Here is a 22694-nt window from a genome sequence, read left to right as displayed (position 1 = left end):
CGGCGCTCACCTCGTTTCAGCAGAGGGCGACTCCGGGTCGGTCCTGGTCGATGAGGACCGGGCGGTGGTCGGGATCGTCAACGACTGTGGGCTGACGAACCTCAGCGTGCGCAACTGGATCGGCGGCGTCGCGGTGCCGATCGACCTGGTCGTGACGGCGCTGCAGGAGGCGTTCGACATCGAGTACGGCCGGACCGGCGCCACGCCCGACTGGCCGGCGCCGCGGGTGCCCGACTCCGGTACGACCCTCACCGTGCCGGACCGCACCGTGCCGCGGAAGCCGGCGCCGGTCTGGTACGGTCTCGCGCTGCCCCGGATCCGGGCGGCCCAATGAGCGACCCGGCCGCGAGGGCCCTACGCGACACCCTGGCCCGTCGGCTACGCGGCGCGGCCAACGTCCACGGCGTCGGGCTCGGCGGGCGCTGGCGGGCCGACGAGCCGACCGGCGAGGGATGCCTGACCGTTTTCGTGGAGCGCAAGGTGCACCGGCACGCGCTGAGCCGGGCCGATCTCGTCCCGACCGGTCTGGGTGACCTGCGTATCGATGTGGTCGCGGTGCCCCGCCCGCGCCGGTTGAGCACCGTGCCGTACGAGGTCCCCGGCGCGCAGCATGTGCCGTCGAAGCTCACCTGGCGGCTGGTCGCGGACAACCGGACGTACCCGGTGCTGTGCGGCGGTATTCAGATCATGAGCAACGTGCGCCAGCCCGGTCAGGCTGCGCACCGGCTTCGGTGAGCACGGCTACCGGGTCTTCGCCGACGGCGGCGAGACCGGCCTCGTCGTGTGCACCTGGCCGCACGGCGGGCGCCCGGAGATCCCGCTGCGCTACTGCGACGAGGTGTGGACCGGCGTGGAGTACCAGGTCGCGGCGCACTGCCTGGACGAGGGCATGCACACCGAGGCGACGGCGATCCTGACGGCCTGCAGCAGCGCTACGACGGCACCCGCCGCAACCCGTTCAACGAGGTCGAGTGCGGCGACCACTACGTGCGCGCCATGGCCGGCTGGTCCCTGCTGGACGCCTACACCGGCTTCCGCTACGACGCCACGACCCGCACGCTGCGCGTCGGCACCCGGCCGGGACGCTTCCCGTTCGTGGCCGGCACCGCCTGGGGCACCGTCACGGTCGCCGCCGACGGCACGGTCGACCTCGACGTCCTCGGCAGCACCCTGCCCGTCGACGTCACGACCCGCTCATGACACCAACAGCGTCCCGCCGCCCTTGACCCCGCCGCCCTTGACCCGGCGCACGACGGGCGCGACTGAGCGGCATCGCGACGCCCGATGAGCGCGGCCCGGCCAGCCCGAGGTGGGTCGGCCGGGCCGCGGTGCGCGCCGTCAGTGGCGGAGGGCGTTGCGGTCCTCGACGGCACGGCCGGCGACGAGCAGGCTCTCGTGCTTGCTGATGTCGAGGTTGGAGCCGTCGATGACGACGCCGTCGAGGCGGCCCGGGTAGACGAGGGTGTCGGCGCGGGTGAGGCGGCAGTTGACGGCCATCCGGCGCCGGTCGGAGTTGTTCGGCGGGGAGCCGTGCATGGTGCGCTCGCTGAAGATGACGAAGCTGCCGCGGGGCATCACCATCGTGGCCACCGTGCCCGGGGCCGGCTCGAAGTCGGTGAACTTCGCCAGTAGCTCGTCGAAGCGGCCGTGCAGGTAGGTCGTGAGGTCGTCGAGGCTCGCCGCGTCCACGTCGTAGCCGTCGAGCCAGTTGGCGGTGTCGATGTCCAGGACCAGCTCGCTGCGGCGGGTCCGCTCGGCGACCTGCTGCTTGGTGAGCCCCACGAACGGCTCCTCGTAGAAGGCCGACTGGGTCATCGGCACCTTCACCCACGGCACCTTCGTCGTGTTGGTGCCGGCGGCGAACTGCAGCGGGCCGTTCTCCGGGGTGACGTCGTCGAGGGCGACCCACACCGTGAGGTCCCAGACGTCGTCGCCGGACCCGGCGGGCTGCAGCGACGGGGTCGAGTTGCCGATCTCCTCGCCGTCGAACCTGCCCCACTCCTGGTGCCAGCCGATCGCGTCGGCGCCCGGCGGTTTGTAGAAGATCTTCGAACGCCACAGGAGCAGGTCCGGGCCGAGCAGCTCGGCGACCCGTCCGATGATCGTCTCCTGGGTGAACACGCGCTCCAGGTCGCGGTCGACGAGGTGCCAGTCGCGCAGTGCGTAGCGGCCGTACAGCGGCTGGGTGTGCCGCTCCTCGACGATGCGTTCGCACCGGTCGGCGAGCTCGGCCAGCTCCCTGTCGGGCAGGCCGAGCGGGAACGGTCCCGCGAATCCTTCGCGCCAGAACCTTGCCACCCCGGCCGGCCCGAGTGTGCCCGGTCCTTCGGTTGTCAACGTGTTGGTGCCACTCACCTAGCTGACCTCCTGATCATCTTTGATCCAAAGAGGTGGACCCCCGTGCGGTCGCCAGGGGCTTCGAACCTCCCAACGTGCCTGCCGCACACTACGGCACAGGTTCATCGGCGGCTGCCCCTTCCTTGACCCCGGTCTCGTCGGCGGTCGCCGATGTACCGGAGGCCGGCGCCGTGGCGTGGACCGCGTCGATGGTGCGGGTACCGGCGAGCACGGCGAGCACGGCCACGGCGGCGAGGGCGCCGCAGATCCAGAACACGGCGCCGCCGACGCCGGCCCAGATCGCGGTGCCGATGACCGGGCCGACGGAGTAGCCGATCTGGTTGGCGACGTTGGTCGCGGCGATGTACCTGGCCCGCAGGTGCGGCGGCGCGACCATGGCCGGGTACGCGAACATCGACGGGCTCGCGACGACCTCGCCCATCGTCCACACCAGGGTGGCGACGACGAGGCCGGCGATGCCCAGCTCGACGCTCCACAGGCTGAGCCCGATCCCGGTCAGCGTCATCCCGATCGCGATCGCGGTCCGCGGCTGCCACCGCTGGGTGAACCTGGTGACCGGCACCTCGAGGCAGATGACGGTGAGGGCGTTGAGGGAGACGAGGGCGCCGAACACCGCGGTCGGGTAGCCCAGGCCGTCGAGGTGCAGCGACAGCGTGGCGGGACCCTGGATGTACACGATCCCGTTGACCAGCAGGGCGAACAGGAACAGCGCGAAGCCGCCGTCGCGCAGCACGCGACCGTAGCCGCCTCGCTGCGGCGCCGGCGCGGGGGTGTCGGCCGGTGCCGGGCGGGCGACGGACGGCAGGGCCACCACCACCAGCACACCGAACAGCGCCGACGAGCCCGCCTCGACCCAGAACAGCAGGTCCCACGAGATGCGCGACAGCAGCGCGCCCAGCACCGGCGCGACGAAGACGCCGACGTTGAACGCGAGCCGCCAGAACGCCGTCACCATGACGAGGTGACCCGGCGGCGTCGCCTCGGTGATCATCGCCTGCGCCGGCGGGCGCCAGATGCCGTTGAGTGAGGCGCCGGCGAGCGCGGCGGCCACGACCAGCCACGGGTTGCCCAGGTTGGCGGCCCCGATCAGGGCCGCGATCAGCGCCGCGGTGGTGAACATCGACAGCGCCATCGCGAACCGGTAACCCGTCCGGTCGGCGATCGTCCCGCCGATGAACGCGCCGGCGATGCGGCCCGCGCCCCACGCGCCGAGCGCCAGCCCGGCGTGGAACGGCGAGAAACCCTTCTGCGTCAGGTACAGCGTCAGGAACAGCATCAGGAAACTGCCGACGGTGTTGACCAGCGTGCCCACGAGCAGCACCCAGACCGGCAACGTCATGGCGCGCACGGTCGCCAGGACCGTCGGGGGAGGTGCCTCGGCTGTCATCGCAGCGAACTCCGTTCGACAGGGCCATTCACAGGGGTCAACCAGGGAAGGCGATCGGGGCTAGGCTGTGGACCGTTTCGCATTGTGGAGGATGATCGATGCGTATTCCACCCCGTGCCAGCGGCACCGGTCTGTCCGGTGCGGCATGAACCGGGTCACCGAGGCATACCTGGCGGCGTTCCCGGGCACGTCCGGTCCGCTGCCGTCGGTCGGGCGGGAGCTGCCGCTGGAGCCCGCGTTCGGCGGCGTCTACGGCACCCGGATGCTGTCCCGGCCGCTGTTCGTGCCGGATGCGGTGCTGCGCCGCGCGGCGGCCGACCTGCGCACCGTCATCGACCTGGTGGCGTCGCTGCCGGACCGGCTGTTCGGCGGTGACCGGCGCCGCCTCTGCGCGGAGCTCGGCGTCGACGCGCGGGCCACCGACCTCGCCTGCGCCGTTGCGGCGGATGCCCGCACCCCGCTGTACGCGCGGCCCGACCTGTACCACGACGGCACCGGCTTCCGGCTGCTCGAACTCAACGCCGGCAGCGAGCTCGGCGGCGTCGACTGGGCCGCGATCAACGACGCCTACCTGCGCCTGCCGGACTTCGGCCGGTTCGCCGCGGAGCACGACCTCCGCCACGTCGACATCGGCGAGGAGATCGCCACCTACCTGCGCCGGCTCGCCGCGCCGGTGACCGGCGGCGCCGACCCGGTGGTGGCCCTCGCGGACATCTCCAAGACGATGGCCACCTACCACGCCAACTACGTGTCGTTCGTCGAGCACATGGCGGACCGCGGCATCGACATCCGCATCACCCACATCGCCGACCTCGTCGAACGCGACGGCCGGCTGCACGTCGACGGCACTGCGGTCGACGTCGTCATGCGGTATTTCACCCTCGAGGAGTTCTGCGCCGAGCCGCGCGCCGAGGAGTGGCTCGCGCCGGTGCTGCGCGCCCAGGACAAGGGCAGCGTGGTGTTTTTTGCCTCGTTCGACCACGGCATCACCGCCAACAAGGGCAGCCTCGCGCTCGTGTCGCAGCTGCACGACGACGGCCGGCTCAGCGCCGAGGAGGCGGCCGCCGTCGACCGGATCCTGCCGTGGACGCGGCGGCTGACGCCCGCGCTGCTGCCGCGGTGCCGCGCCGACCGGCAGCGGCTGGTGCTGAAGCCGGGCTCGGGCTCCAGTGGCGCGGGCGTCACCGCCGGCTGGGAGGTCACCGACGCCGAGTGGGAGCGGGCGCTCACCACCGCGCTCACCGGGTCGTTCGTGGTGCAGGAGCGCGTCACCGGGGCCCCGGAGACCGTGCCGGACGGCGACGGGACGTCGGACTGGCTGCCGGTGTGGGGCGTGTTCGTCTTCGAGCAGGGCTACGCCGGGACGCTGATCCGGGTGTCCCGGGTCGACGCCGGCGCCGTCGTCAACGAGGCGACCGGCTCCGCGTTCAGCTGCGCGTTCACCTATCCGGACCCGCAATGACGCGGGTGGAAAGAGGAGTCATGGACCGACCCGTCGTCGTGCTCGCCGAGCCGTTCTCCTCGGCGAGCCTGATCCCCGCCGCGCTGCGCGAGGCGGGCCTCACCCCGGTCGCGCTCATCGACCCGTCCGTCGCCGGGATCGGTGTGCTCACCGCGTTCCGCGACGACGAGTACGCGGCGGTGATCGAGCACCACGGCGACGATGCGGCGACCGCCGAACGGATCCGGGCGCTGGGGCACACCGTCGGCATCGTGCCCGGCACCGACCGGATCGAGGGGCTCTGCGGCCGGCTCGGGCAGATCCTCACCCCGGACCGGATCAACGTGCCGGGGCTCGCCGCGGCGCGGCGCAACAAATACCTGTCGCACCAGGCCGTCGCGGCGCACGGCCTGGACATCATCAAGCAGACATACTCGTCGGACCAGGCGGAGATCGCGAGCTGGATCGAGCGCGAGGGGCTCGCCGGCCGCGACCTGGTCGTGAAGCCGGCCACCAGCGCCGGCACCGACGGGGTCGGCTTCGCCCTCGGCGGGAAGGGCTGGCAGGACCTTGTCGACGGGCTCATCGGCGCCGTCAACCGCTACGGCGCGGTCAACGACAAGGTGCTGGTGCAGGAGTACATCACCGGCATGGAGTACGCGATCGACACGGTCAGCTTCGACGGGCGCCATTCGCTGACCGACATCACCCGCTACCGGAAGGTGCAGAACGTCAACGGCTGGGCCATCTACGACAACGTCGAGTGGTTGCCGTACGACCTCGACGAGTACGGCCACGTGCTGGACTACACGTTCGGCTGCCTCGACGCGGTCGGCTTCCGGTACTGGGCCGCGCACACCGAGGTCATGGACACCGAGCACGGGATGCGCCTGGTGGAGATCAACCCGCGCCCGGCGGGGGCGATGAAGCCGCTGTGCAGCGAGGTCGCCACGGCGGGGGAGAGCAGCCAGGTGTCCCGCATCGTCGACATCTGCGCCGGTCGGGGCGCGAGCCTGCCGCCCGGCTTCAATCTGCACAAGCGGGCGATGGCGGTGTTCCTCATCGCCGAGACCTCCGGCGTGGTGCGCAACGCGGAGGTCTTCGACCGGGCCCGGGAACTGCCCAGCTACCACTCGCCGGTGTTCCTGGTGCGCACCGGCGACCGGGTCGCGGCCACCACCGACCTGGTGTCGAGCATGACGATGGGGTACATCCTGCTCGCCCACGACGATGTCGAGCAGGTGTACGCCGACCGGGAGGCGATCCGGGCCCTCGAGAAGGAACTCGTCATCGAGCCGTGACGGTCGCCGACGCGGTGGCCGCCTTCAGTCCGTGCAGGCGGCCCCGCGGCACCCGCAGCGCGTCGCCGCGGCGCAACCGGTGCGGTCGTCGCGTCGCCCACGCGTACACGTCGATCTCGCCGTCGCGGACCACGAGGGCGGTGTCCTCGTCGTACACCCGCGTCACGAACGGCGAATCCGGCCGCAGGGTCCACGTGGAGCCCCCCTCGTCGGCCGCGCCGCGGGTCGTGTGCGCGTCGAGGTTGTCGGCCCAGCGGATCTGCGCGAGGAAGTCCTCCTCGCCGAGGCGCATCATCACCTTGGTCTCCTCGACGCCACGGACCAGGTCGGGGATGATCGCGTCGCCGTGGGCGCGGGCGAAGCCGAGCAGCAGGTGCTCGAAGGTCATCCGGCCGTGGTGGATGTCGATGTGCGCGTGTTCGTCGCAGTACCGCGTGTCGACCCGGTCCCCGAACACGGTGCGCAGCATGGTGCCCATGTCGGCGAAGCCCTGCGCGAACAGCCACTCGAGGTAGGTCACCGCGCCCATGTAGCGGAACATGCCGGCGTGGTTCTCGCTCACGTGGTTGAAGTAGCTGGTGCCGGCCAGGGAGCTGGTGAGGTAGAAGTTCCAGTACGCGTGCACGTCGGGGTGCAGGTCGATGCTGCGCAGCAGGCCGCGGAAGATGGTGCTGTGCTTGGCGGAGTGCACGCCGTAGCCGAATTCGTCGATGAAGATCTTGAACAGCTCGGACTGTTCGGGACCGTAGGACCCGCCGAGGTTGCGGGCCATCGCCGACGCTTCGGTCAGCGCGTCCAGGCCGAGCTGGAACAGGTACAGCGCGGCCGCCTCCTCGGCGTGGCGGCACTGCGTGATGGCCAGCATGGTGCCGCGCAGCGGGGCGGTCGCGGTGACCTCGGGATTGTTGCCACTGCCGTCGGCGGGCGAGCCGACCGCGTCGACCTCGGCCATGAACCAGGCCCGCAGCTCGTCCAGGGTCCGCACCGGCGGCGTCGCCGCCGCGTCCCGCAGGAACCCGAACGAGCACCGCTCCAGGTCCGGCCAGAGCGCGTCGCGCAGCCGCCGCGCCTCCTCGCCGTAGAACGCGTCGAAGTCCGCCTTGACCGGGCCGACGCTGCCCTCCGGGAGCAGGATCATGCTGCTCTCGTAGGCGTTGCAGAGGATCCGGCTCATCACCAGGTGCCGGTGCTCCAGGAACCCGGCCTCGGTCACCGGCCGGGTGAAGTCGCGGTCGGCGAGGTCCTCCAGCCCGATCGTGCGGCGGTACGGGTTGCCCACGATGACGACCTCGGGCCCCGCCTGGAAGAGCCGCTGCCCGCAGTACCGCTCGACGGCCTCGGCGACGGTCATCGCTCATCCTCCTGGCTGATCCGGGTGAAGCAGATGCGCAGCCCGTCGTGGCGCACGTCCACGTCGAGCGGGTCGTTCGGGTGTATGCCGACCGGGTGCGGCAGGCACTGCACCGCCTGCTTCCAGTGCGTCGTCGGATGATCGGGCGCGTTCGTCACGGTGATGCCCGGCACCAGCTCCAGCTCGAACCAGAACACCACCGCGTGGCAGGTGCCGGCGGCCGTCGGCGGCACCCGCAGCGTCACGCGCTGCGGGGCCGGGCCGTCGCGGTGGAAGTCAAACCGGAACACCTCGAACGGCGCGGACAGCACCCGGTGCTCGTGCCGGCGCAGCCGCGAGTCGAAGTACTCCAGGGAGGCCAGCTCGTTGAAGCCCGACAGGTCGAAGCCGTGCAGCTCGCCGACGGTGTTCTTCTGGTGCAGCGCCCGGCTCTCCACCAGCTGCGCCAGCACCCGGGCCCGGCCGGGCACGATGACGGCCTGGTCGGTCAGCAGATGCTCCCGCGCGTGGCCGATCGAGGCGAGGATGCCCTCGCCGAGCAGCCCGCAGTCGACCGTCTCGGTGATGAGCACGTCCGCGCGGCGCGGCAGGTCGCCGGGCACGACCAGGTCCGTGGACATCTTCGGCACGATGTCGACCTGCGCGGCGTACCCGGAGGCGGCGACGATCCCGCGGGCGGTCTCCGCCACGACCGGCTGGCCCTCGCACGCGACGACCCGCTCGGCGCCGACGCGGGCCGCCATCAGCGCCAGCATCCCGGAGCCGGTGCCGACATCCAGCACCAGATGGTCGGCGGTGACGACCTGCTTGATGGCGGCCTCGTACTGCACGGCGCGCTCATGGTCGTGCATCATCTCGAAGTGCCACCGCGGCACGATCCGGCGGATCGCGCGGTTGTACCCGGTGACCGCCGGCCAGTTGTGCGGATCGCGGTCGCGCACGGCCCGGTACTGCTCGGCCGCCTCCTCGTAGCGACCGTCGCGGAACAGTGCCGCCGCGTGCGCGAGCGGATCCCCGCCCAGCGCCGGCATGGCCGTGGTTTGTGCATGGCGCTTCATCGTCCCCCGAATCCGTTCCGGCAGGCGGTCCGGCTCGTGACCGGTGCCACCCGCTCACGCTGTCGCGTCGGTGTTGCGCTCGCCCTCCGTGGGCAGGTTGGCAAGGATGTGCCGGTGGATCACGGTGACCGGTCCGCCCGGGTCGAGTGGCGCGGCGGGCAGCACGACCGTGGCGGTGTCGCCGGTGCGCACCATGGGCAGCGCCGTGCGGCACAGTGCCGCCACGCCGACCTTCGTGCCGTGCCACGGGCAGGTGAGCCGCCGCCCGTCCGGCGTGCGCCGGCCCAGGCTCAGCGGGCCGCCCCGGTGCGGGCAGCGATCGTGCACCATCCACGCCCGCCCGGCGTCGTGGAACAGGAAGTACCGTTCGTCCCCGGCCAGCACCGTGTTGTGCCGTCGCAGGTCGATGGTCACGATGCCGATGGGGTCACCGTCCCGGCGACACGGACCGCGTAGGTGCAGGCCGGCCCGGTGGAGCGCAGACCGTAGAGCCGGCCGGCGGGGACCAGCACCGCGTCGCCGCGGGCCATCGGCTCGGGCGCCGCCGTCGGCCCCGTGATCAACTCGCCCTCACCGTCCTCGACGACCACGACCACCGGCCCGTCGTGGCTGCGGGTGCCGAACGGGCTGGCGGCCGTCAGCTCCACCCGCCGCGGCGGCCCCGTGACCACGTCGGGTGCCCGGTGGTCCGACAGCTGGTCCGACCACCGGATCTGCGCCGCGGTGTCCTGCTCGAACCAGCCGCCGAGCAGCTGGGCCTCCGCGATGCCGCGCACCAGCTCCGGGATGACACCCGCGCCGTGCCGCTCGGCGAGGGCCAGCAGGATCTCGTCCCGCGTGATCCGCCCGTGGTGCGCGTCGATGTGCGCGTGTTCCTCGCAGTAGTGCAGGTCGACGTCGTCGCCGAAGACGCCACGGTACGTGTCGATCATCTTGACGAAGCTCGGTGCGAAGACCCGCTCCGCATAGGTGACGGCGCCGATGTACCGGAAGAAGTTCGCGTGGTCGCGCGAGACGAAGTAGTAGTAGTTGTTCGTCGCGAGAGGACCGGCCAGATAGAAGTTCCAGTAGGCGTGGACATGCGTCTGCAGCGCCCGGCTCCGCAGCATCTTGCGGAAGATCGTCGTGTGCTTCGCCTCGTGCACGCCGTAGCCGAACTCGTCGATGAACACCTTGAACAGCGCCGACTGTTCGGGCCCGAACGCGCCGCCGAGGTTTTTCGACATCGCCGACGCCTCGGTGAGCCCGTCCAGCGCCAGCTGCACCAGGTAGGTGTCGGCGGCCACCTCGGGCCGGCGGGCCGCGGCGATCGCCGTCAGCGACTCGGCCTCACCCGCGTCGGCCGCCGCGGCAGCGTGCTCGAAGTATGCGGCGAGATCGGCGGTGCTCCATGCCCCGGTCACGTCGACCTCGTCGTCGAGCAGGGCGAACGCGAACTGCTCCAGGTCCGACAGCGACGCCTCACGCAACCGGCGCAGCCCGTCGCCGTAGAACCGGTCGAAGTCGCCGCGCAGCGCGCCCAGGCCCTGCTCCGGCAGCAGCACCGTGTCGGCCTCGTAGAACGTGCCGAGCAGCCGGTGCGCCACCAGCGCGCGGTGGCCGGTCGCCTCGCCGGCGGCCAGCGGGCGGGTGAAGTCGACCTCGGCCACGGCGTCCGGCACCAGCATCCGCCGATACGGATTGGGTGGGTGCAGCAGCTCCGGAACGCCGGTGAACAGGCTGTCGTTGGTGAATGCGGCGACGCGCCGGCCGAGATCATCGGCTGGCTTGGAACGAACAATGTCCGCATCGATCGCCATATGTTCCAACTTCCCCGTCGAAGTTGCTTCAAGGTCGAGCACGAGGAGTGTACATATGTATCGGTCCCGCGGTGATCCCACCAGGTGACGTCGACGTCGCACAGCGCCAGGGCGCGACGCGGTTCCACATCGGTCGGATCACTGGCTGATCCGCGATGCGGTCCCGCTTCCGCCCCCCGTTTCAGCGGCACCGGTGCCCCCGTGTCGCCAGTGCCGCCCTGGTAGGTCAATCGCCGCCGACACCGCCACGCTCGCGCCGCCGGCCGGGCGGGTGCCGGCGCAGCTGCCGCCGGACGTGTCCACGTTCACCGGGCGGGAGGCGCAGCTGGCCGCCCTGGACGCGATGGCGGCCGCGGCCGCCGAACAGCCGACCGCGGTGTTCGTCGCGGTCGTCACCGGCGCCGCCGGCGTCGGCAAGACCGCCCTCGCCGTCCGGTGGGCCCATCACGTCCGCGACCGGTTCCCCGGCGGCCAGCTGTATGTGAACCTCCGTGGGTATGACCCGGCACAGCCGGTGGCCGCCGCCGACGCGCTCGCCCGGTTCCTGACCGCGCTCGGCGTCGCCGCGCAGGACATCCCCGTCGAAGAGGACGACCGGGCCGCCCGGTTCCGCACCGAGATCGCCGACCGGCGCGTCCTGCTGCTGCTGGACAACGCGTCGTCGGTCGACCAGGTCCGGCCGCTGCTGCCCGGCACCGCGTCCTGCACGGCGCTCGTGACGAGCCGCGACACCCTGCCGGGGCTGGTCGCCGTGGACGGTGCGCAGCGCGTCGAGGTCGACCTGCTGCCACCCGGCGACGCGAACGCGCTGCTGGGTCGGCTGATCGGGGCGCGGGCCCAGGCCGAGCCCGGCGATGCCGCCACCCTCGCCGAGCAGTGCGCCCGGCTGCCCCTGGCGCTGCGGGTCGCCGCCGAGCTGGTCGTCGCCCGGCCCGACGCGACCCTGGCCGACCTGGTCGCCGAGCTGCACGACCAGCGGCGGCGGCTGGCCGTGCTCGTCGGCGGGGACGATCCGCGGGCGTCGGTGTCGGCGGTGCTGTCATGGTCGCTGCGGCACCTGCCGCCGGCCGCGGCGCGCGCGTTCGGGCTGCTCGGTCTGCACCCGGGCCCCGACCTCGACGTGCACGCCGCCGTGAGCCTCACCGGCGGCAGCCCCGCCGAGGCCCGGGCCGCCCTGGACGTCCTCGCCTGGGCGCACCTCGTGCACCGGACCGGGCCGGGCCGCTACGGCATGCACGACCTGCTCCGGGCGTATGCCGCCGGGCAGGCCGAGCGGCCGGTGGACGGCCCGCGCAGCCGGATGTTCGACCACTACCTGGCCGCCGCGGCCGCCGCGACGGGCGTGCTGTTCACCGACGTACTTCCAGGAGGGCCTCGGCCTGGGCGCATGGCCACCGAGTACGACGTCGTCGACACCCAGCGCGAGTTCCTGCGACGCTGTCCACGGTCCGGCCGCATCGCAGACCTGCACCGTGTGCCCGGCGCCGACGCCCGGCGCCGACGCCCGGCACCGTGCCCCCGGTGCCGGCCGACCGGGACGCGGCGCACGCCTGGCTGGACGGCGAGCGGGCGACGCTGCTCGCGATCGTCGCCGAGACCGCCACCGACGGCTGGCCGTCGCACGCGGTGCACCTGGCCTCGATCCTGACCCGGTATCTGGCCGCCGGGCAGCCGGCCGACGCGGTCGCCGTGCACGGCCACGCCCTGGACGCCGTGCGGGCCGCCGGTGACCTGGCCGGCGAGGCCACGACCCGCACCGCTCTGGGCGTCGCGCTGGTTCGGCTCAGCCGCTTCGACGCCACCACCGAGCATCTCTCCTGCGCCGCGTCCCTGTTCGCCGACCTCGGCGACCCGGCCGGCGAGGCCCGCGCCGTCACCAACCTGGGCGTCGTCGCGGCCCGGCTCAGCAGGCTCCCGTCGGCCGTGGCCTCCTTCGAGTACGCGATCCGGCTGTGGCGGCAGGCCGGCGACCGGGTCGGCGAGGCCCGCGCCCTGAACATGCTCGGCCTGGCCGAGGACCGGATGGGTCGCTACGGCCCCGCCGCCGAGCACCAGCAGCGGTCCCTCGACCTGTACCGGGAGACCGGCGTCCTGCTCGGCGAGGCGAGCGCGCTGACGGACCTGGGCATCGTCGAGCACCGCCTCGGCCGGATCGAGTCGGCCGCCGAGTACCACCGGCGGGCCCTCGCGCTGTTCCTCGACGGGCACGACCGCACCGGCGAGGCGTGGGCGCGCAACGGTCTCGGCGAGGCCGCCCTGTCCCTCGGGGACCCGGCCGGCGCCCTCACCCACCACGAGGCCGCGCTCGCCGCCGCGACGATCGCCGCCGCCCGCGACCAGCAGGCCCGCGCCCACCACGGCCTCGGCGACGCCCACGAGGCGCTGTACGACCTGGCACCGGCCGGCTCGCACCACGAGCGGGCCCTCGCGATCTACGCCGAGCTCGGCATGCCGGAGGCCGACGACCTGCGGGCGCGCTTGGCGGCGAGGCCAGCGGCGAGGCCGGCGGCGGGTCCCACGCAACGGTTCTGACCTGTGCGGCTCGTAAATTCGGTTCGGTGGCTGTGACGTGCGGATTTGTCCGTGGCTCAGCTGCCGGTAGCTGGGATGATTCAGGGCGTGGCAGCCTCGCTGGTGTACCTGCTCCTACGTCAGATCCTGCAGCTGCTCACGCAGCTCGCCCGGGATGGCGGCGCGAAGGACGTCGAACTGCTGGTGTTGCGGCATCAGGTGGCGGTGCTTCGTCGGCAGGTGCATCGACCCGACCTGCAGCCCGCGGATCGGGTGGTGCTGGCGGCGCTGTCGCGGCTGCTGCCCCGTCCACAATGGTCGGCGTTCTTCGTCACCCCAGCCACGCTGCTGCGCTGGCACCGGCAACTGATCGCCCGGCACTGGACGTATCCGCACGTACGGCCCGGCCGGCCACCCATCGACCGGGAGCTCCGTGCACTGGTGCTGCGGCTCGCCGCGGAGAATCCAACGTGGGGCCACCGCCGCGTGCAGGGTGAACTGGTTCGTCTGGGCTACCGGATCGCGGCCAGCACCGTCTGGAAGATCCTGCACCAGGCCGGCGTCGACCCGGCACCCCGTCGAACCGGACCCACCTGGCAGCAGTTCCTCACCGCCCAGGCCCACACGATCCTGGCCTGCGACTTCTTCACCGTCGACACCGTGCTCCTCAAACGCATCCACGTACTGTTCTTCGTCGAACTCGCCACCCGCCAGGTCCACATCGCCGGCGTCACCACGCACCCGACCGGCGACTGGGTCACCCAGCAGGCCCGGAATCTGCTCATGAACCTCGACCAGCACGCCGACAGGCTGCACCTTCTGCTGCGAGACCGAGACACGAAGTTCACCGCGGCGTTCGACACGGTTTTTACGGGTCTGTCGGGTCTGTCAAATTAACGGTGGAAGTGTTGTTCAGGTTTGGGTTTCGGTAGTCGGGGTTGTCTATGTGCGGGGGTTGGAGAGGCGTCCGTCGAAGGTGATCTCGAAGGCGTTGAGAGCCGCCTTCCAGCGGTTGGACCAGCGTTGCCGGCCGCGGCCGGTGGGGTCCAGGGACATGACGGTGAGGTAGAGGATCTTCATCGCGGCCAGCTCGTTGGGGAAGTGGCCACGGGCGTTGACCGCGCGGCGGAACCGGGCGTTGAGACTCTCGATGGCGTTGGTGGTGCAGATGATCGACCGGATGTCGGTGTGGAAGGCCAGGAACGGCACCATCTCCGCCCAGGCGTTGGTCCACAACCGGACGATCGCCGGGTACTTCTGTTCCCAGGCGGCGGCGAACTCGGCGAACCGGTCCAGGGCGGCCTGCTCCGACGGCGCGGTGTAGACCGGCTTGAGCGCGGCGGCGATCGCGGTCCAGTCCTTGCGAGAGGCGTATTTGAACGAGTTTCGCAGTAGGTGCACGATGCACGTCTGGACCACCGTGCGGGGCCAGACGGTGGCGACCGCGTCGGGCAGACCCTTCAGCCCGTCGCAGACGACGATGCACACGTCCTGGGTGCCGCGGTTGCGGATCTCGGTCAACACGCGGAGCCAGAACTTGGCGCCCTCACCGTCACCGTGCTCCCCGGCCCACATGCCCAGGATGTCGCGGTGCCCGTCCGCGGTCACGGCGAGGGCGACGTAGATCGGCCGGTTCGCGACCTGCCCATCACGGATCTTCACCTGAATGGCGTCGATGAACACCACCGGATACACCCGATCGAGGGGCCGGGACTGCCATTCACCCATCGAGTCCAGGACCCGGTCGGTGATCGTGGAGATCGTCTCCTTCGACACCTCCGCGCCGTACACCTCGGCCAGATGCGCCGACACCTCCCCGGTGGTGAGCCCTTTCGCGGTCAACGAGAGGACCAGATCGTCCACACCGGACAGCCGGCGCTGCCGCTTGCGCACGATCTGCGGCGTGAACGACCCGTCCCGGTCCCGCGGCACGTCGAGCTCGACCGGACCGGCCTCGGTCAGCACGGTCTTGACCCGCCGACCGTTGCGGGCGTTACCAGAGGACGTGCGGCCCGCACGCACGTGCTTCCCCGAGCCGAGATGCGAGTCCATCTCGCCCTCCAACGCGGCTTCCAGAACCCGCTTCGTCAGCTGCTGCAACAGACCACCCTCACCGACCAGGCTCACACCCTGCGCCCGGGCCTGCCCCGCCAACCGTGCGATCAGGTCATCGTCGACCAACCCGGCCAACCCCACGTCATCGGCCAGCGGCTGCACATTCGCGTCTGCGGTCATCGTCATCTCGGTGTCCTCTTTGTCTGAGTTACACCGTTAATTTTACAGTCCCGTTTTTACCGCCGCCGGCATCGACGTACTCCGCACACCACCACGGGCACCAAGGGCGAAAGAGGTTGCTTCATACTGCGCTCCTTGTGGTTGATGCGGTCGTGGTTTTGGTGGTGCTGGGGTTGCGGGGTGGGCGGCCGGGGCGTGGTCGTGGTAGGTCGGTGTCGGGTAGTTGGTAGAGGTATTCGCCTTTGTCGTTGGCGAGGCGTCCGGTGAGCAGTCCTCTGTTGCGCCAGGTCTTGACGGTGTTGGGTGAGACACCCAGCCGGTGGCCGATTTCGGTGAGGGTGAGCAGTCCGGCGTCGCGGAGCCGTTGGGTGTGGCTGCGCAGTTGGTGGTGGTGGCGGATTTGGCCGATGAGGCGGCCGTAGAGGGGTTGGCCGGTGCCGCTGGTGAGGTTGCGGCCGGTGAGGATGGCGGCGATCTGGGAGTCGGTGTGGTCGTCGAGGAGTTCGTCGATGGCGACGACGACGTGGGGTGGGGTTTGGCGCAGCTGCCAGGCGGCCAGTGGGAGTGGCAGGGTCAGGGTGTGGTGCTGGCCGCCTTTGAGTCTGATGTGGACGGTGATGGCGTTGTCCCGGCGGAGGGTGACGTCTTCGATGAGAAGGCGGACCATGCGTTTGCGTTCGCGTGGTGGGGTGGCGGGGTTGTTCCACAGGGTTGGGAAGTCGGCTGCCAGTGCGGTGATGCGTTGCCGTTGTGTCTCGGTGAGGGTGGCTGCGGCGGATTTCGCGTGTTCGTAGGCGTCGGTGGCGTCGGCCAGTTCTCGCAGGGCGCTGTTCCAGTCGGCTTCGAGGGTGTCGGCGACGAGCCGGTTGGTGGGGTCGACGGCGAGGTAGCGGCGGCGGGCTTGCTCGGCGTGGTGTTGGGCGCGGTGCACGGTGGTGGCGCGGAGCCGGTCGGCGTCCTCGGCGCGGGTGGACAGTTCGTCGGCGACGGCGAGGGCGGTTTCCAGGGCGAGTGGGGTGAGGGTGTCGACGAGGAACTGGCCGATGGCGGTGTCGATACCGGCGCCGGGGATGGCCTGGCATTTGGCGGTGGCGGTGCGGATGCCGTCGTTCTGGCAGACGTAGTCGGGGAGGTGGGTGCCGCGGCGGGTGTGGTAGCGCACGGTCATCCGCCGGCCGCACAGGCCGCAGACGGCGAGGCCTTGCAGCAGGGCGGGTCCTTCGCGGGGCGGGCCGTGGCGGCGGTCGGGGCCGTGCGCGACGGCGAGTTCGGCGAGGCGGTTCTGGTTGGCTTCGAACTGTGTCCAGGTGATGTATCCGGGGTGCGCGTCGGTGATCAGCACGGTCCACTGGTCGCGGGGCAGCGTGACGGTGCTGGTCTTGCCGCCGGGGGCGGGTCGTTGGCTGTGCCGGCCGTAGCAGAACGCGCCGGCGTAGCAGGGGTTGTGCAAGACCCGCAGCACTCCGGAGTGCTCCAGCGGTCCCCAGATCAGCTCGCCCTTGCGGTCGCCGGCGTTGATGCGGTGGGGGAAGCGCAGGCCCTGTTGGCGGAAGGCTTTGACGGTGGCCAACGCCGAGCCGGTGGCGGTGAACGTGGTGAACAGGTGCGCCACGGCCTGCTGCACTCCGGTGTCCGGGTCGAGGGCGACCTTGCCGGCGGGGGTGTGGACCAGCCCGACCGGTAGCGGTTGGATCAGCTCGCCGCGGCGGGCCTTGGACGGGATCCCGCCGCGGAGCCGGCCTTTGAGGAGGTGGAGTTCGGCTTCGGACATGGTGCCTTTGAGGCCGAGGAGGAGCCGGTCGTTGAAGTTGCACGGGTCGTAGAGGCCGTCCTCGTCGAGGATGAGGGTGCCGGAGAGGGCGCAGATCTCCAGGAGCCGGTGCCAGTCGGCGTTGTTTCTGGCGAGTCGGGAGACCTCCAGTCCGAGGATGATCCCGGCGCGGCCCATGGACACCTCGGCGACGAGGTGTTGGAACCCGTCGCGGTCGGTGGCGGTGGCGCCGGACTGGCCTTGGTCGGTGTCGATGACGATGACTTGTTCAGCGGTCCAGCCCAATGCGGTGGCCCGGCCACGCAGGTCGTACTGGCGGTGGGTGGACTCGGTGTTGGTCAGCACTTGCCGCAGGGTGGACTGGCGCACATACAGGTAGGCGTTGCGGCGCAGGTGTTCGGCGGTGACCTTCATCAGTGCGGGTGGTACGAGGCTGTTCATGTGCTGGTCCTCCTGTCCGCTCAGAGGTGGGCCAGGGCCATGGCGGCCATGACCGCAACGATTTCGGCGGCGGCGTCGACGGCGATCGGGTTGGCGGTGCCGCAGCGAGGCGCGGCCGGCGGCGGTGGGATCGTTCGGCAGGTGTGCATCCAGCCGGTCATGCCGCGGGTGGCCAGCACGCCGAGGCCGTGGCGCCAGCCCTCCGCGTTGCCGGTCAGCGCGACCTGGCGCAGTTGCTCGTACCGGGCGGTCAGCGCGGCGGCGCCGTTGTCGGCGGCGGGCTGGTCAGCCACTTTTGGAGCCCTCACCGGCCTGCCGTCGTCGGGTCAGGCCACGTTCGATGGAGCGCGGGTGCACCCGCACCCCGAACCGGGCGGCGAGGGGTTCGACCAGGTCTTTCGGGCGTAGTGCCGGGTCGGCGGCGAGCAGCGTTTCGGCGTGGGCGAGCACGTCGTCGGTGAGCTTGTGCGCGCCGCGCGGCCCCGGCTTGTCCGGGACCAGCCCGGGGAGCCCGTCCCGGGCCAGGGCTGCGGCGGCCTCGTAGTAGGAGGGGCGGGAGAACCCGAACGCCGCCGCTGCGCGCGCCACCGCCACCCCGTCGACCTGCACCCTACGCACCATCTCGTACTTGACCTGGACCAGATCGCGGGCGTCGAAGAACCCGGACGAGCCGAACTCGGCATCGGCGACCGCGTCCGGATGCGGGTTGAGCGTCCGCGCTTCCCGCAGCGCCTGCACCTTCGGGTCCTGCTTGCGTCGCCGCGCCATCCGAGCCTCCTCACCGCGCGAGCTGTCGTAAGGCAGATTACGCCGAAGTGCAGGTCGGATCTGACATGACACGCCGATGTACTTCACGTATATGCCTGCTGTGATTGCATATTCGAACATCGGCACAACGCCGCCGATCGAGACTCACTCGATCGGCGGCATAATCGGCTTAACACATGCGGCATAGTTTGCCTGACAGCTCGGTCAGCCCTCGACCCGTGGCCGGAGCTGGTCAGCAAGATCGGCTAGGTCCAGCAGGTCGGCGACCCGGAACGGGCTGCGGCCGGCGGCGATCACCACGAACGGGTCGACCTCAGCCATATCGGTCCAGCCAGTAGGCAAGGAAACCAGCTCGCCGCACTCGTCGTGGACGAAGACCCGGTCCTCACCCCAGTTACGGCGGCGGACCACGAACGCGAACTGCCGCCCGAACAGCGGATGGAACGGATGGGTCACATGAACGACCCGACCACCCGACTCATCGGGTGCAGTTGACGACTCGGTCCAAGGCCCGGGTGGAACGGCCGATGCCGTATGTCCGGGACTCCTTCTGGCGCGGTCGGCAGTTCACGTCCGTCGCCCAGATGCAGTCCGCGGCGGTGGACTGGTGCCGGGACGTCGCCGGGCGGCGGGCGTCACGACCGCTGGCTGGTGCCGCGCCCGCCGCGGTGTTCGCCGCGCTCGAGGCTGAGACGCTGCAACCGTTGCCAGGTAAGCCGTTTGTCCTTGCCGTGTGGTCCACCGCAATGGTCGGGCCGGACATCCACGCGAAGGTCGGTAAGACGATCTACTCGATCCCGTGGCGGTATCTGGGTCGACGCGTCGACGCCCGCTCCACCCCGACCGTGGTCCAGTTCTTCCACAATGGACAGTTGATCGCCACGCACGGCCGGAAACCGCAGGGCAAGCAGACCGACTTCAGCCACTACCCGCCGGAGAAGATCGCGTTCCGAATGCGCACCCCGGCCTGGTTCCGGACCCGCGCCGCCGAGATCGGCCCCGCCTGCGTCCAGGTCATCGCCGAGCTGCTGCAGGTCAACGCCCTGTTCCGGCTCCGCGCCGCCCAAGGTGTCCTCGGCCTCGCCGACAAACACACCCCGACCCGCCTCGAGGCCGCCTGCAGCAGAGCGATCGCGGTCGGGGACCCGTCCTACCGGACCGTCAAAGGCGTCCTCGCCGCCGGCGCCGAGACCGACCCGCCGCCACCCGCCGCGGGTGACGGCGGCGCCGCCGCGCACCTGCACGGGCCTTCGCAGCTGTTCGCGAACGTCATCCCCCTGCCCACCACGAACACCGCCACCGGCGCGGACCTGTCCAGCACGAGCGACGACCACGACGGCCGCGGGGACGACGAACGGGCCACGCCCGACACGGCGGCGCTCGCATGAACGACCCCGCAGCAGCCGCGACACCATCCGGGGCCTACCCGCTACCGGCCCCGGCCGACGACCCCCGATTCACCCACGGCCTGGCCCGCGACATCGCCGAAACGCTGCAGCAGCACGGATTTCCCCACCTGACCGGCAGCGACCGAGTGAACCTGATGATCGCCCTGCACCAGTTCATCTACGCACCGCAGGAGACCTCATGACCAGCACCAGCACCGTCGTCGACACCACCCTGCGCGACAGCCTCCGCGCGTTGAAACTCTCCGGCATGCTGCACTCCCTCGACGCCCGCCTCGCTCAGGCCCAGGCCGGGGAACTCGGCCATCTGGACTTCCTGCAGGTCCTCTGTCACGACGAGATCACCCGCCGCGAGAGCATGGGCATGCAACGACGGCTGCGTCACGCCCGGTTCGAGCAGAACACCACCCTGGAGGAGTTCGACTTCGCCGCCAGCCCGAAACTCCCCGCTGCGCAGATCCGCGACCTCGCCGCCCTGCGCTGGCTGCAGACCGGCGAGTCCGTCGTCCTGCACGGACCCGTCGGCGTCGGCAAAACCCACATCGCCCAAGCCCTCGGGCACCTCGCCGTCCGCCGCGGCGCCGACGTCCGATTCATCAAAACCAGCCGCGCCCTCGCCGACCTCGCCGGCGGCCACGCCGACCGCACCTGGCCCCGCCGCCGCCTCGCCGAACTCGTTCGCCCAGCCCTGCTCATCCTCGACGACTTCGCCATGCGCGAACTCACCGCACAACAAGCCGACGACCTCTACGAACTCATCTCCGAACGCGCCCAAGCCGGACGATCACTCATCGCCACCTCCAACCGGTCACCCACCGACTGGTACCCACTCTTCCCCAACCCCGTCGTCGCCGAATCACTCCTCGACCGGCTCATCAACACCAGCCATCAGATCTTCATGAACGGACCCAGCTACCGACCAAACAAACGACCCGGCCGCGCCGCCTCGACAACCAAGACCACCACCAAGTAGAACTACAACCGAGGCCCACCACCTGGGGAATTACGGGCTCTGGCACTCATCGGGACTGTAAATTTAACGGTGTAACTCAGACAAAGAGGACACCGAGATGACGATGACCGCAGACGCGAATGTGCAGCCGCTGGCCGATGACGTGGGGTTGGCCGGGTTGGTCGACGATGACCTGATCGCACGGTTGGCGGGGCAGGCCCGGGCGCAGGGTGTGAGCCTGGTCGGTGAGGGTGGTCTGTTGCAGCAGCTGACGAAGCGGGTTCTGGAAGCCGCGTTGGAGGGCGAGATGGACTCGCATCTCGGCTCGGGGAAGCACGTGCGTGCGGGCCGCACGTCCTCTGGTAACGCCCGCAACGGTCGGCGGGTCAAGACCGTGCTGACCGAGGCCGGTCCGGTCGAGCTCGACGTGCCGCGGGACCGGGACGGGTCGTTCACGCCGCAGATCGTGCGCAAGCGGCAGCGCCGGCTGTCCGGTGTGGACGATCTGGTCCTCTCGTTGACCGCGAAAGGGCTCACCACCGGGGAGGTGTCGGCGCATCTGGCCGAGGTGTACGGCGCGGAGGTGTCGAAGGAGACGATCTCCACGATCACCGACCGGGTCCTGGACTCGATGGGTGAATGGCAGTCCCGGCCCCTCGATCGGGTGTATCCGGTGGTGTTCATCGACGCCATTCAGGTGAAGATCCGTGATGGGCAGGTCGCGAACCGGCCGATCTACGTCGCCCTCGCCGTGACCGCGGACGGGCACCGCGACATCCTGGGCATGTGGGCCGGGGAGCACGGTGACGGTGAGGGCGCCAAGTTCTGGCTCCGCGTGTTGACCGAGATCCGCAACCGCGGCACCCAGGACGTGTGCATCGTCGTCTGCGACGGGCTGAAGGGTCTGCCCGACGCGGTCGCCACCGTCTGGCCCCGCACGGTGGTCCAGACGTGCATCGTGCACCTACTGCGAAACTCGTTCAAATACGCCTCTCGCAAGGACTGGACCGCGATCGCCGCCGCGCTCAAGCCGGTCTACACCGCGCCGTCGGAGCAGGCCGCCCTGGACCGGTTCGCCGAGTTCGCCGCCGCCTGGGAACAGAAGTACCCGGCGATCGTCCGGTTGTGGACCAACGCCTGGGCGGAGATGGTGCCGTTCCTGGCCTTCCACACCGACATCCGGTCGATCATCTGCACCACCAACGCCATCGAGAGTCTCAACGCCCGGTTCCGCCGCGCGGTCAACGCCCGTGGCCACTTCCCCAACGAGCTGGCCGCGATGAAGATCCTCTACCTCACCGTCATGTCCCTGGACCCCACCGGCCGCGGCCGGCAACGCTGGTCCAACCGCTGGAAGGCGGCTCTCAACGCCTTCGAGATCACCTTCGACGGACGCCTCTCCAACCCCCGCACATAGACAACCCCGACTACCGAAACCCAAACCTGAACAACACTTCCACCGTTAATTTGACAGACCCCACACGGCGTCAGCGAGCGGCCGCGATCATTTTCAGCCCGGAACGGGCCCGCTCAAAGAGCAGCGAAGGAACTTTTCCCATGATCGACAGGGCGGTCTCGGTCTTGGCCAGCTTGGCCTGCAGCCGAGCGTTCTCCCGCTGAAGGCGGGCAAGTTCGGCGTTCTCGGCCTTCTTCGCTGCCCGCGCAGCCGATTGCCGCCGGTCCGTCAGGCCAGCCGCGGCTCCGGCATCCCGGGCCTTGCGCCAGTCGAGAATGTGTGACCCGTAGAGCCGTTCCCGGCGCAGGATCGCCCCACGAGCCGCCGCATCCGGCGCCGCGTCGTACTCGGCCAGGATCCGCGCTTTGAACTCTGCGGTGAATGTCCGCCGCTGGGGTCGAGCGTCCGGATCCGGGTTCTCGTGGGGCTTCGACGTCATGCTGATGATCTCTCCTCGCA

Annotated in this window: 24 protein-coding genes; 12 read left to right on the top strand and 12 right to left on the bottom strand. The window is 70.6% G+C overall.

Features of this window, described 5'->3' with window-relative positions:
• The first annotated feature begins 64 nt into the window (after nt 1–64).
• From ACQEVZ_RS55880 to ACQEVZ_RS55870, 3 genes are read left to right on the top strand one after another with little or no spacing between them, the layout of a single operon-like run.
• Entirely contained in the window at nt 65–334 is a 270-nt protein-coding gene (locus tag ACQEVZ_RS55880) for a hypothetical protein (RefSeq protein WP_433384179.1), read from the top strand.
• Complete coding sequence (locus ACQEVZ_RS55875; protein WP_433384176.1) at nt 331–735, top strand: hypothetical protein; 405 nt, start codon at nt 331–333, stop codon at nt 733–735. The genes ACQEVZ_RS55880 and ACQEVZ_RS55875 overlap by 4 nt, the downstream gene beginning before the upstream one ends.
• 46 nt (nt 736–781) lie before the next feature.
• On the top strand, nt 782–1288 hold the full coding sequence (locus ACQEVZ_RS55870; protein ID WP_433384173.1) for a hypothetical protein: 507 nt from the start codon (nt 782–784) through the stop codon (nt 1286–1288).
• A gap of 50 nt (nt 1289–1338) precedes the next feature.
• On the opposite strand, the gene ACQEVZ_RS55865 is transcribed toward ACQEVZ_RS55870, so the two are convergent.
• Both ACQEVZ_RS55865 and ACQEVZ_RS55860 read right to left on the bottom strand, forming a co-directional pair.
• Entirely contained in the window at nt 1339–2298 is a 960-nt protein-coding gene (locus ACQEVZ_RS55865) for a phytanoyl-CoA dioxygenase family protein (RefSeq protein WP_433384170.1), read from the bottom strand.
• Between the two features lie 148 nt (nt 2299–2446).
• Complete coding sequence (locus ACQEVZ_RS55860; protein WP_433384167.1) at nt 2447–3697, bottom strand: MFS transporter; 1251 nt, start codon at nt 3695–3697, stop codon at nt 2447–2449.
• A gap of 193 nt (nt 3698–3890) precedes the next feature.
• On the opposite strand from ACQEVZ_RS55860, the gene ACQEVZ_RS55855 reads away from it, so the two are divergent.
• Both ACQEVZ_RS55855 and ACQEVZ_RS55850 read left to right on the top strand, forming a co-directional pair.
• Nucleotides 3891–5207: a hypothetical protein gene (locus tag ACQEVZ_RS55855; RefSeq protein ID WP_433384164.1), complete on the top strand. Its 1317-nt coding sequence runs from the start codon at nt 3891–3893 to the stop codon at nt 5205–5207.
• Nucleotides 5208–5227: 20 nt separating this feature from the next.
• Nucleotides 5228–6487 (top strand): ATP-grasp domain-containing protein, encoded by a 1260-nt coding sequence (locus ACQEVZ_RS55850; protein WP_433384161.1) that lies wholly within the window; start codon nt 5228–5230, stop codon nt 6485–6487.
• Here the strand turns inward: ACQEVZ_RS55850 and ACQEVZ_RS55845 are convergent.
• Genes ACQEVZ_RS55845 through ACQEVZ_RS55830 form a run of 4 tightly spaced genes read right to left on the bottom strand, consistent with a single transcriptional unit; the run spans nt 6474 to nt 10695 of the window.
• On the bottom strand, nt 6474–7838 hold the full coding sequence (locus tag ACQEVZ_RS55845) for an iron-containing redox enzyme family protein (RefSeq protein ID WP_433384158.1): 1365 nt from the start codon (nt 7836–7838) through the stop codon (nt 6474–6476). The two genes, ACQEVZ_RS55850 and ACQEVZ_RS55845, sit on opposite strands and share 14 nt — an antisense overlap.
• A complete protein-coding gene (locus ACQEVZ_RS55840) occupies nt 7835–8896 on the bottom strand; it encodes a 50S ribosomal protein L11 methyltransferase (protein WP_433384155.1) in 1062 nt (353 codons plus the stop codon). Before ACQEVZ_RS55840 ends, ACQEVZ_RS55845 begins: the two co-directional genes overlap by 4 nt.
• A gap of 54 nt (nt 8897–8950) precedes the next feature.
• Nucleotides 8951–9310 (bottom strand): Rieske (2Fe-2S) protein, encoded by a 360-nt coding sequence (locus tag ACQEVZ_RS55835; protein WP_433384152.1) that lies wholly within the window; start codon nt 9308–9310, stop codon nt 8951–8953.
• Nucleotides 9307–10695, bottom strand: coding sequence for an iron-containing redox enzyme family protein (locus tag ACQEVZ_RS55830; RefSeq protein ID WP_433384150.1), 1389 nt, complete (start codon nt 10693–10695; stop codon nt 9307–9309). Before ACQEVZ_RS55830 ends, ACQEVZ_RS55835 begins: the two co-directional genes overlap by 4 nt.
• Nucleotides 10696–10888: 193 nt before the next feature.
• Between ACQEVZ_RS55830 and ACQEVZ_RS55825 the strand changes: the two genes are divergently transcribed.
• The 3 genes from ACQEVZ_RS55825 to ACQEVZ_RS55815 all read left to right on the top strand — a co-directional run bounded on the left by ACQEVZ_RS55825 (nt 10889) and on the right by ACQEVZ_RS55815 (nt 14103).
• The gene (locus tag ACQEVZ_RS55825; RefSeq protein ID WP_433384148.1) at nt 10889–12343 is read left to right on the top strand and encodes an NB-ARC domain-containing protein; all 1455 of its coding nucleotides are present in this window, start codon (nt 10889–10891) and stop codon (nt 12341–12343) included.
• Nucleotides 12322–13227: a tetratricopeptide repeat protein gene (locus ACQEVZ_RS55820; protein WP_433386188.1), complete on the top strand. Its 906-nt coding sequence runs from the start codon at nt 12322–12324 to the stop codon at nt 13225–13227. The genes ACQEVZ_RS55825 and ACQEVZ_RS55820 overlap by 22 nt, the downstream gene beginning before the upstream one ends.
• Nucleotides 13228–13314: 87 nt before the next feature.
• Entirely contained in the window at nt 13315–14103 is a 789-nt protein-coding gene (locus ACQEVZ_RS55815; RefSeq protein ID WP_433384146.1) for a helix-turn-helix domain-containing protein, read from the top strand.
• Nucleotides 14104–14148: 45 nt separating this feature from the next.
• On the opposite strand, the gene ACQEVZ_RS55810 is transcribed toward ACQEVZ_RS55815, so the two are convergent.
• The 5 genes from ACQEVZ_RS55810 to ACQEVZ_RS55790 form a co-directional block, all read right to left on the bottom strand.
• Nucleotides 14149–15396, bottom strand: coding sequence for an IS256 family transposase (locus ACQEVZ_RS55810; RefSeq protein ID WP_433386186.1), 1248 nt, complete (start codon nt 15394–15396; stop codon nt 14149–14151).
• Between the two features lie 166 nt (nt 15397–15562).
• Complete coding sequence (locus ACQEVZ_RS55805) at nt 15563–17653, bottom strand: recombinase family protein (protein ID WP_433376009.1); 2091 nt, start codon at nt 17651–17653, stop codon at nt 15563–15565.
• 20 nt (nt 17654–17673) lie between these two features.
• Nucleotides 17674–17946: a hypothetical protein gene (locus ACQEVZ_RS55800; protein WP_433376006.1), complete on the bottom strand. Its 273-nt coding sequence runs from the start codon at nt 17944–17946 to the stop codon at nt 17674–17676.
• Entirely contained in the window at nt 17939–18421 is a 483-nt protein-coding gene (locus tag ACQEVZ_RS55795; protein WP_433376003.1) for a helix-turn-helix domain-containing protein, read from the bottom strand. The genes ACQEVZ_RS55800 and ACQEVZ_RS55795 overlap by 8 nt, the downstream gene beginning before the upstream one ends.
• Before the next feature lie 204 nt (nt 18422–18625).
• A complete protein-coding gene (locus ACQEVZ_RS55790; RefSeq protein ID WP_433384144.1) occupies nt 18626–18877 on the bottom strand; it encodes a DUF5372 family protein in 252 nt (83 codons plus the stop codon).
• 71 nt (nt 18878–18948) lie between these two features.
• Here ACQEVZ_RS55790 and ACQEVZ_RS55785 point away from each other — a divergent pair, with 71 nt between their 5' ends.
• From ACQEVZ_RS55785 to ACQEVZ_RS55770, 4 genes are all read left to right on the top strand, one after another.
• Nucleotides 18949–19809, top strand: a complete 861-nt coding sequence (locus ACQEVZ_RS55785; RefSeq protein ID WP_433384142.1) for a Mu transposase domain-containing protein — start codon at nt 18949–18951, stop codon at nt 19807–19809.
• Nucleotides 19806–20012, top strand: coding sequence for a hypothetical protein (locus tag ACQEVZ_RS55780; protein ID WP_433384140.1), 207 nt, complete (start codon nt 19806–19808; stop codon nt 20010–20012). The genes ACQEVZ_RS55785 and ACQEVZ_RS55780 overlap by 4 nt, the downstream gene beginning before the upstream one ends.
• Nucleotides 20009–20800 carry an IS21-like element helper ATPase IstB gene (istB, locus tag ACQEVZ_RS55775; protein ID WP_433384138.1) on the top strand — a complete coding sequence of 264 codons (792 nt, stop codon included), beginning with the start codon at nt 20009–20011 and terminating at the stop codon, nt 20798–20800. The genes ACQEVZ_RS55780 and istB overlap by 4 nt, the downstream gene beginning before the upstream one ends.
• Before the next feature lie 148 nt (nt 20801–20948).
• Nucleotides 20949–22196 carry an IS256 family transposase gene (locus tag ACQEVZ_RS55770; RefSeq protein ID WP_433386186.1) on the top strand — a complete coding sequence of 416 codons (1248 nt, stop codon included), beginning with the start codon at nt 20949–20951 and terminating at the stop codon, nt 22194–22196.
• Nucleotides 22197–22266: 70 nt separating this feature from the next.
• Here ACQEVZ_RS55770 and ACQEVZ_RS55765 read toward each other — a convergent pair whose 3' ends face one another.
• The gene (locus tag ACQEVZ_RS55765; protein WP_433383958.1) at nt 22267–22674 is read right to left on the bottom strand and encodes a hypothetical protein; all 408 of its coding nucleotides are present in this window, start codon (nt 22672–22674) and stop codon (nt 22267–22269) included.
• Nucleotides 22675–22694 lie beyond the last annotated feature (20 nt).

Origin of the sequence: Dactylosporangium sp. CA-152071 (assembly GCF_050936335.1) — a bacterium.
In the GTDB taxonomy this organism is placed as follows: Bacteria; Actinomycetota; Actinomycetes; order Mycobacteriales; family Micromonosporaceae; genus Dactylosporangium; species Dactylosporangium maewongense.
The sequence above is the reverse complement of the archived record's forward strand: the minus strand, read 5'-3'. Positions and strand labels throughout refer to the sequence as shown.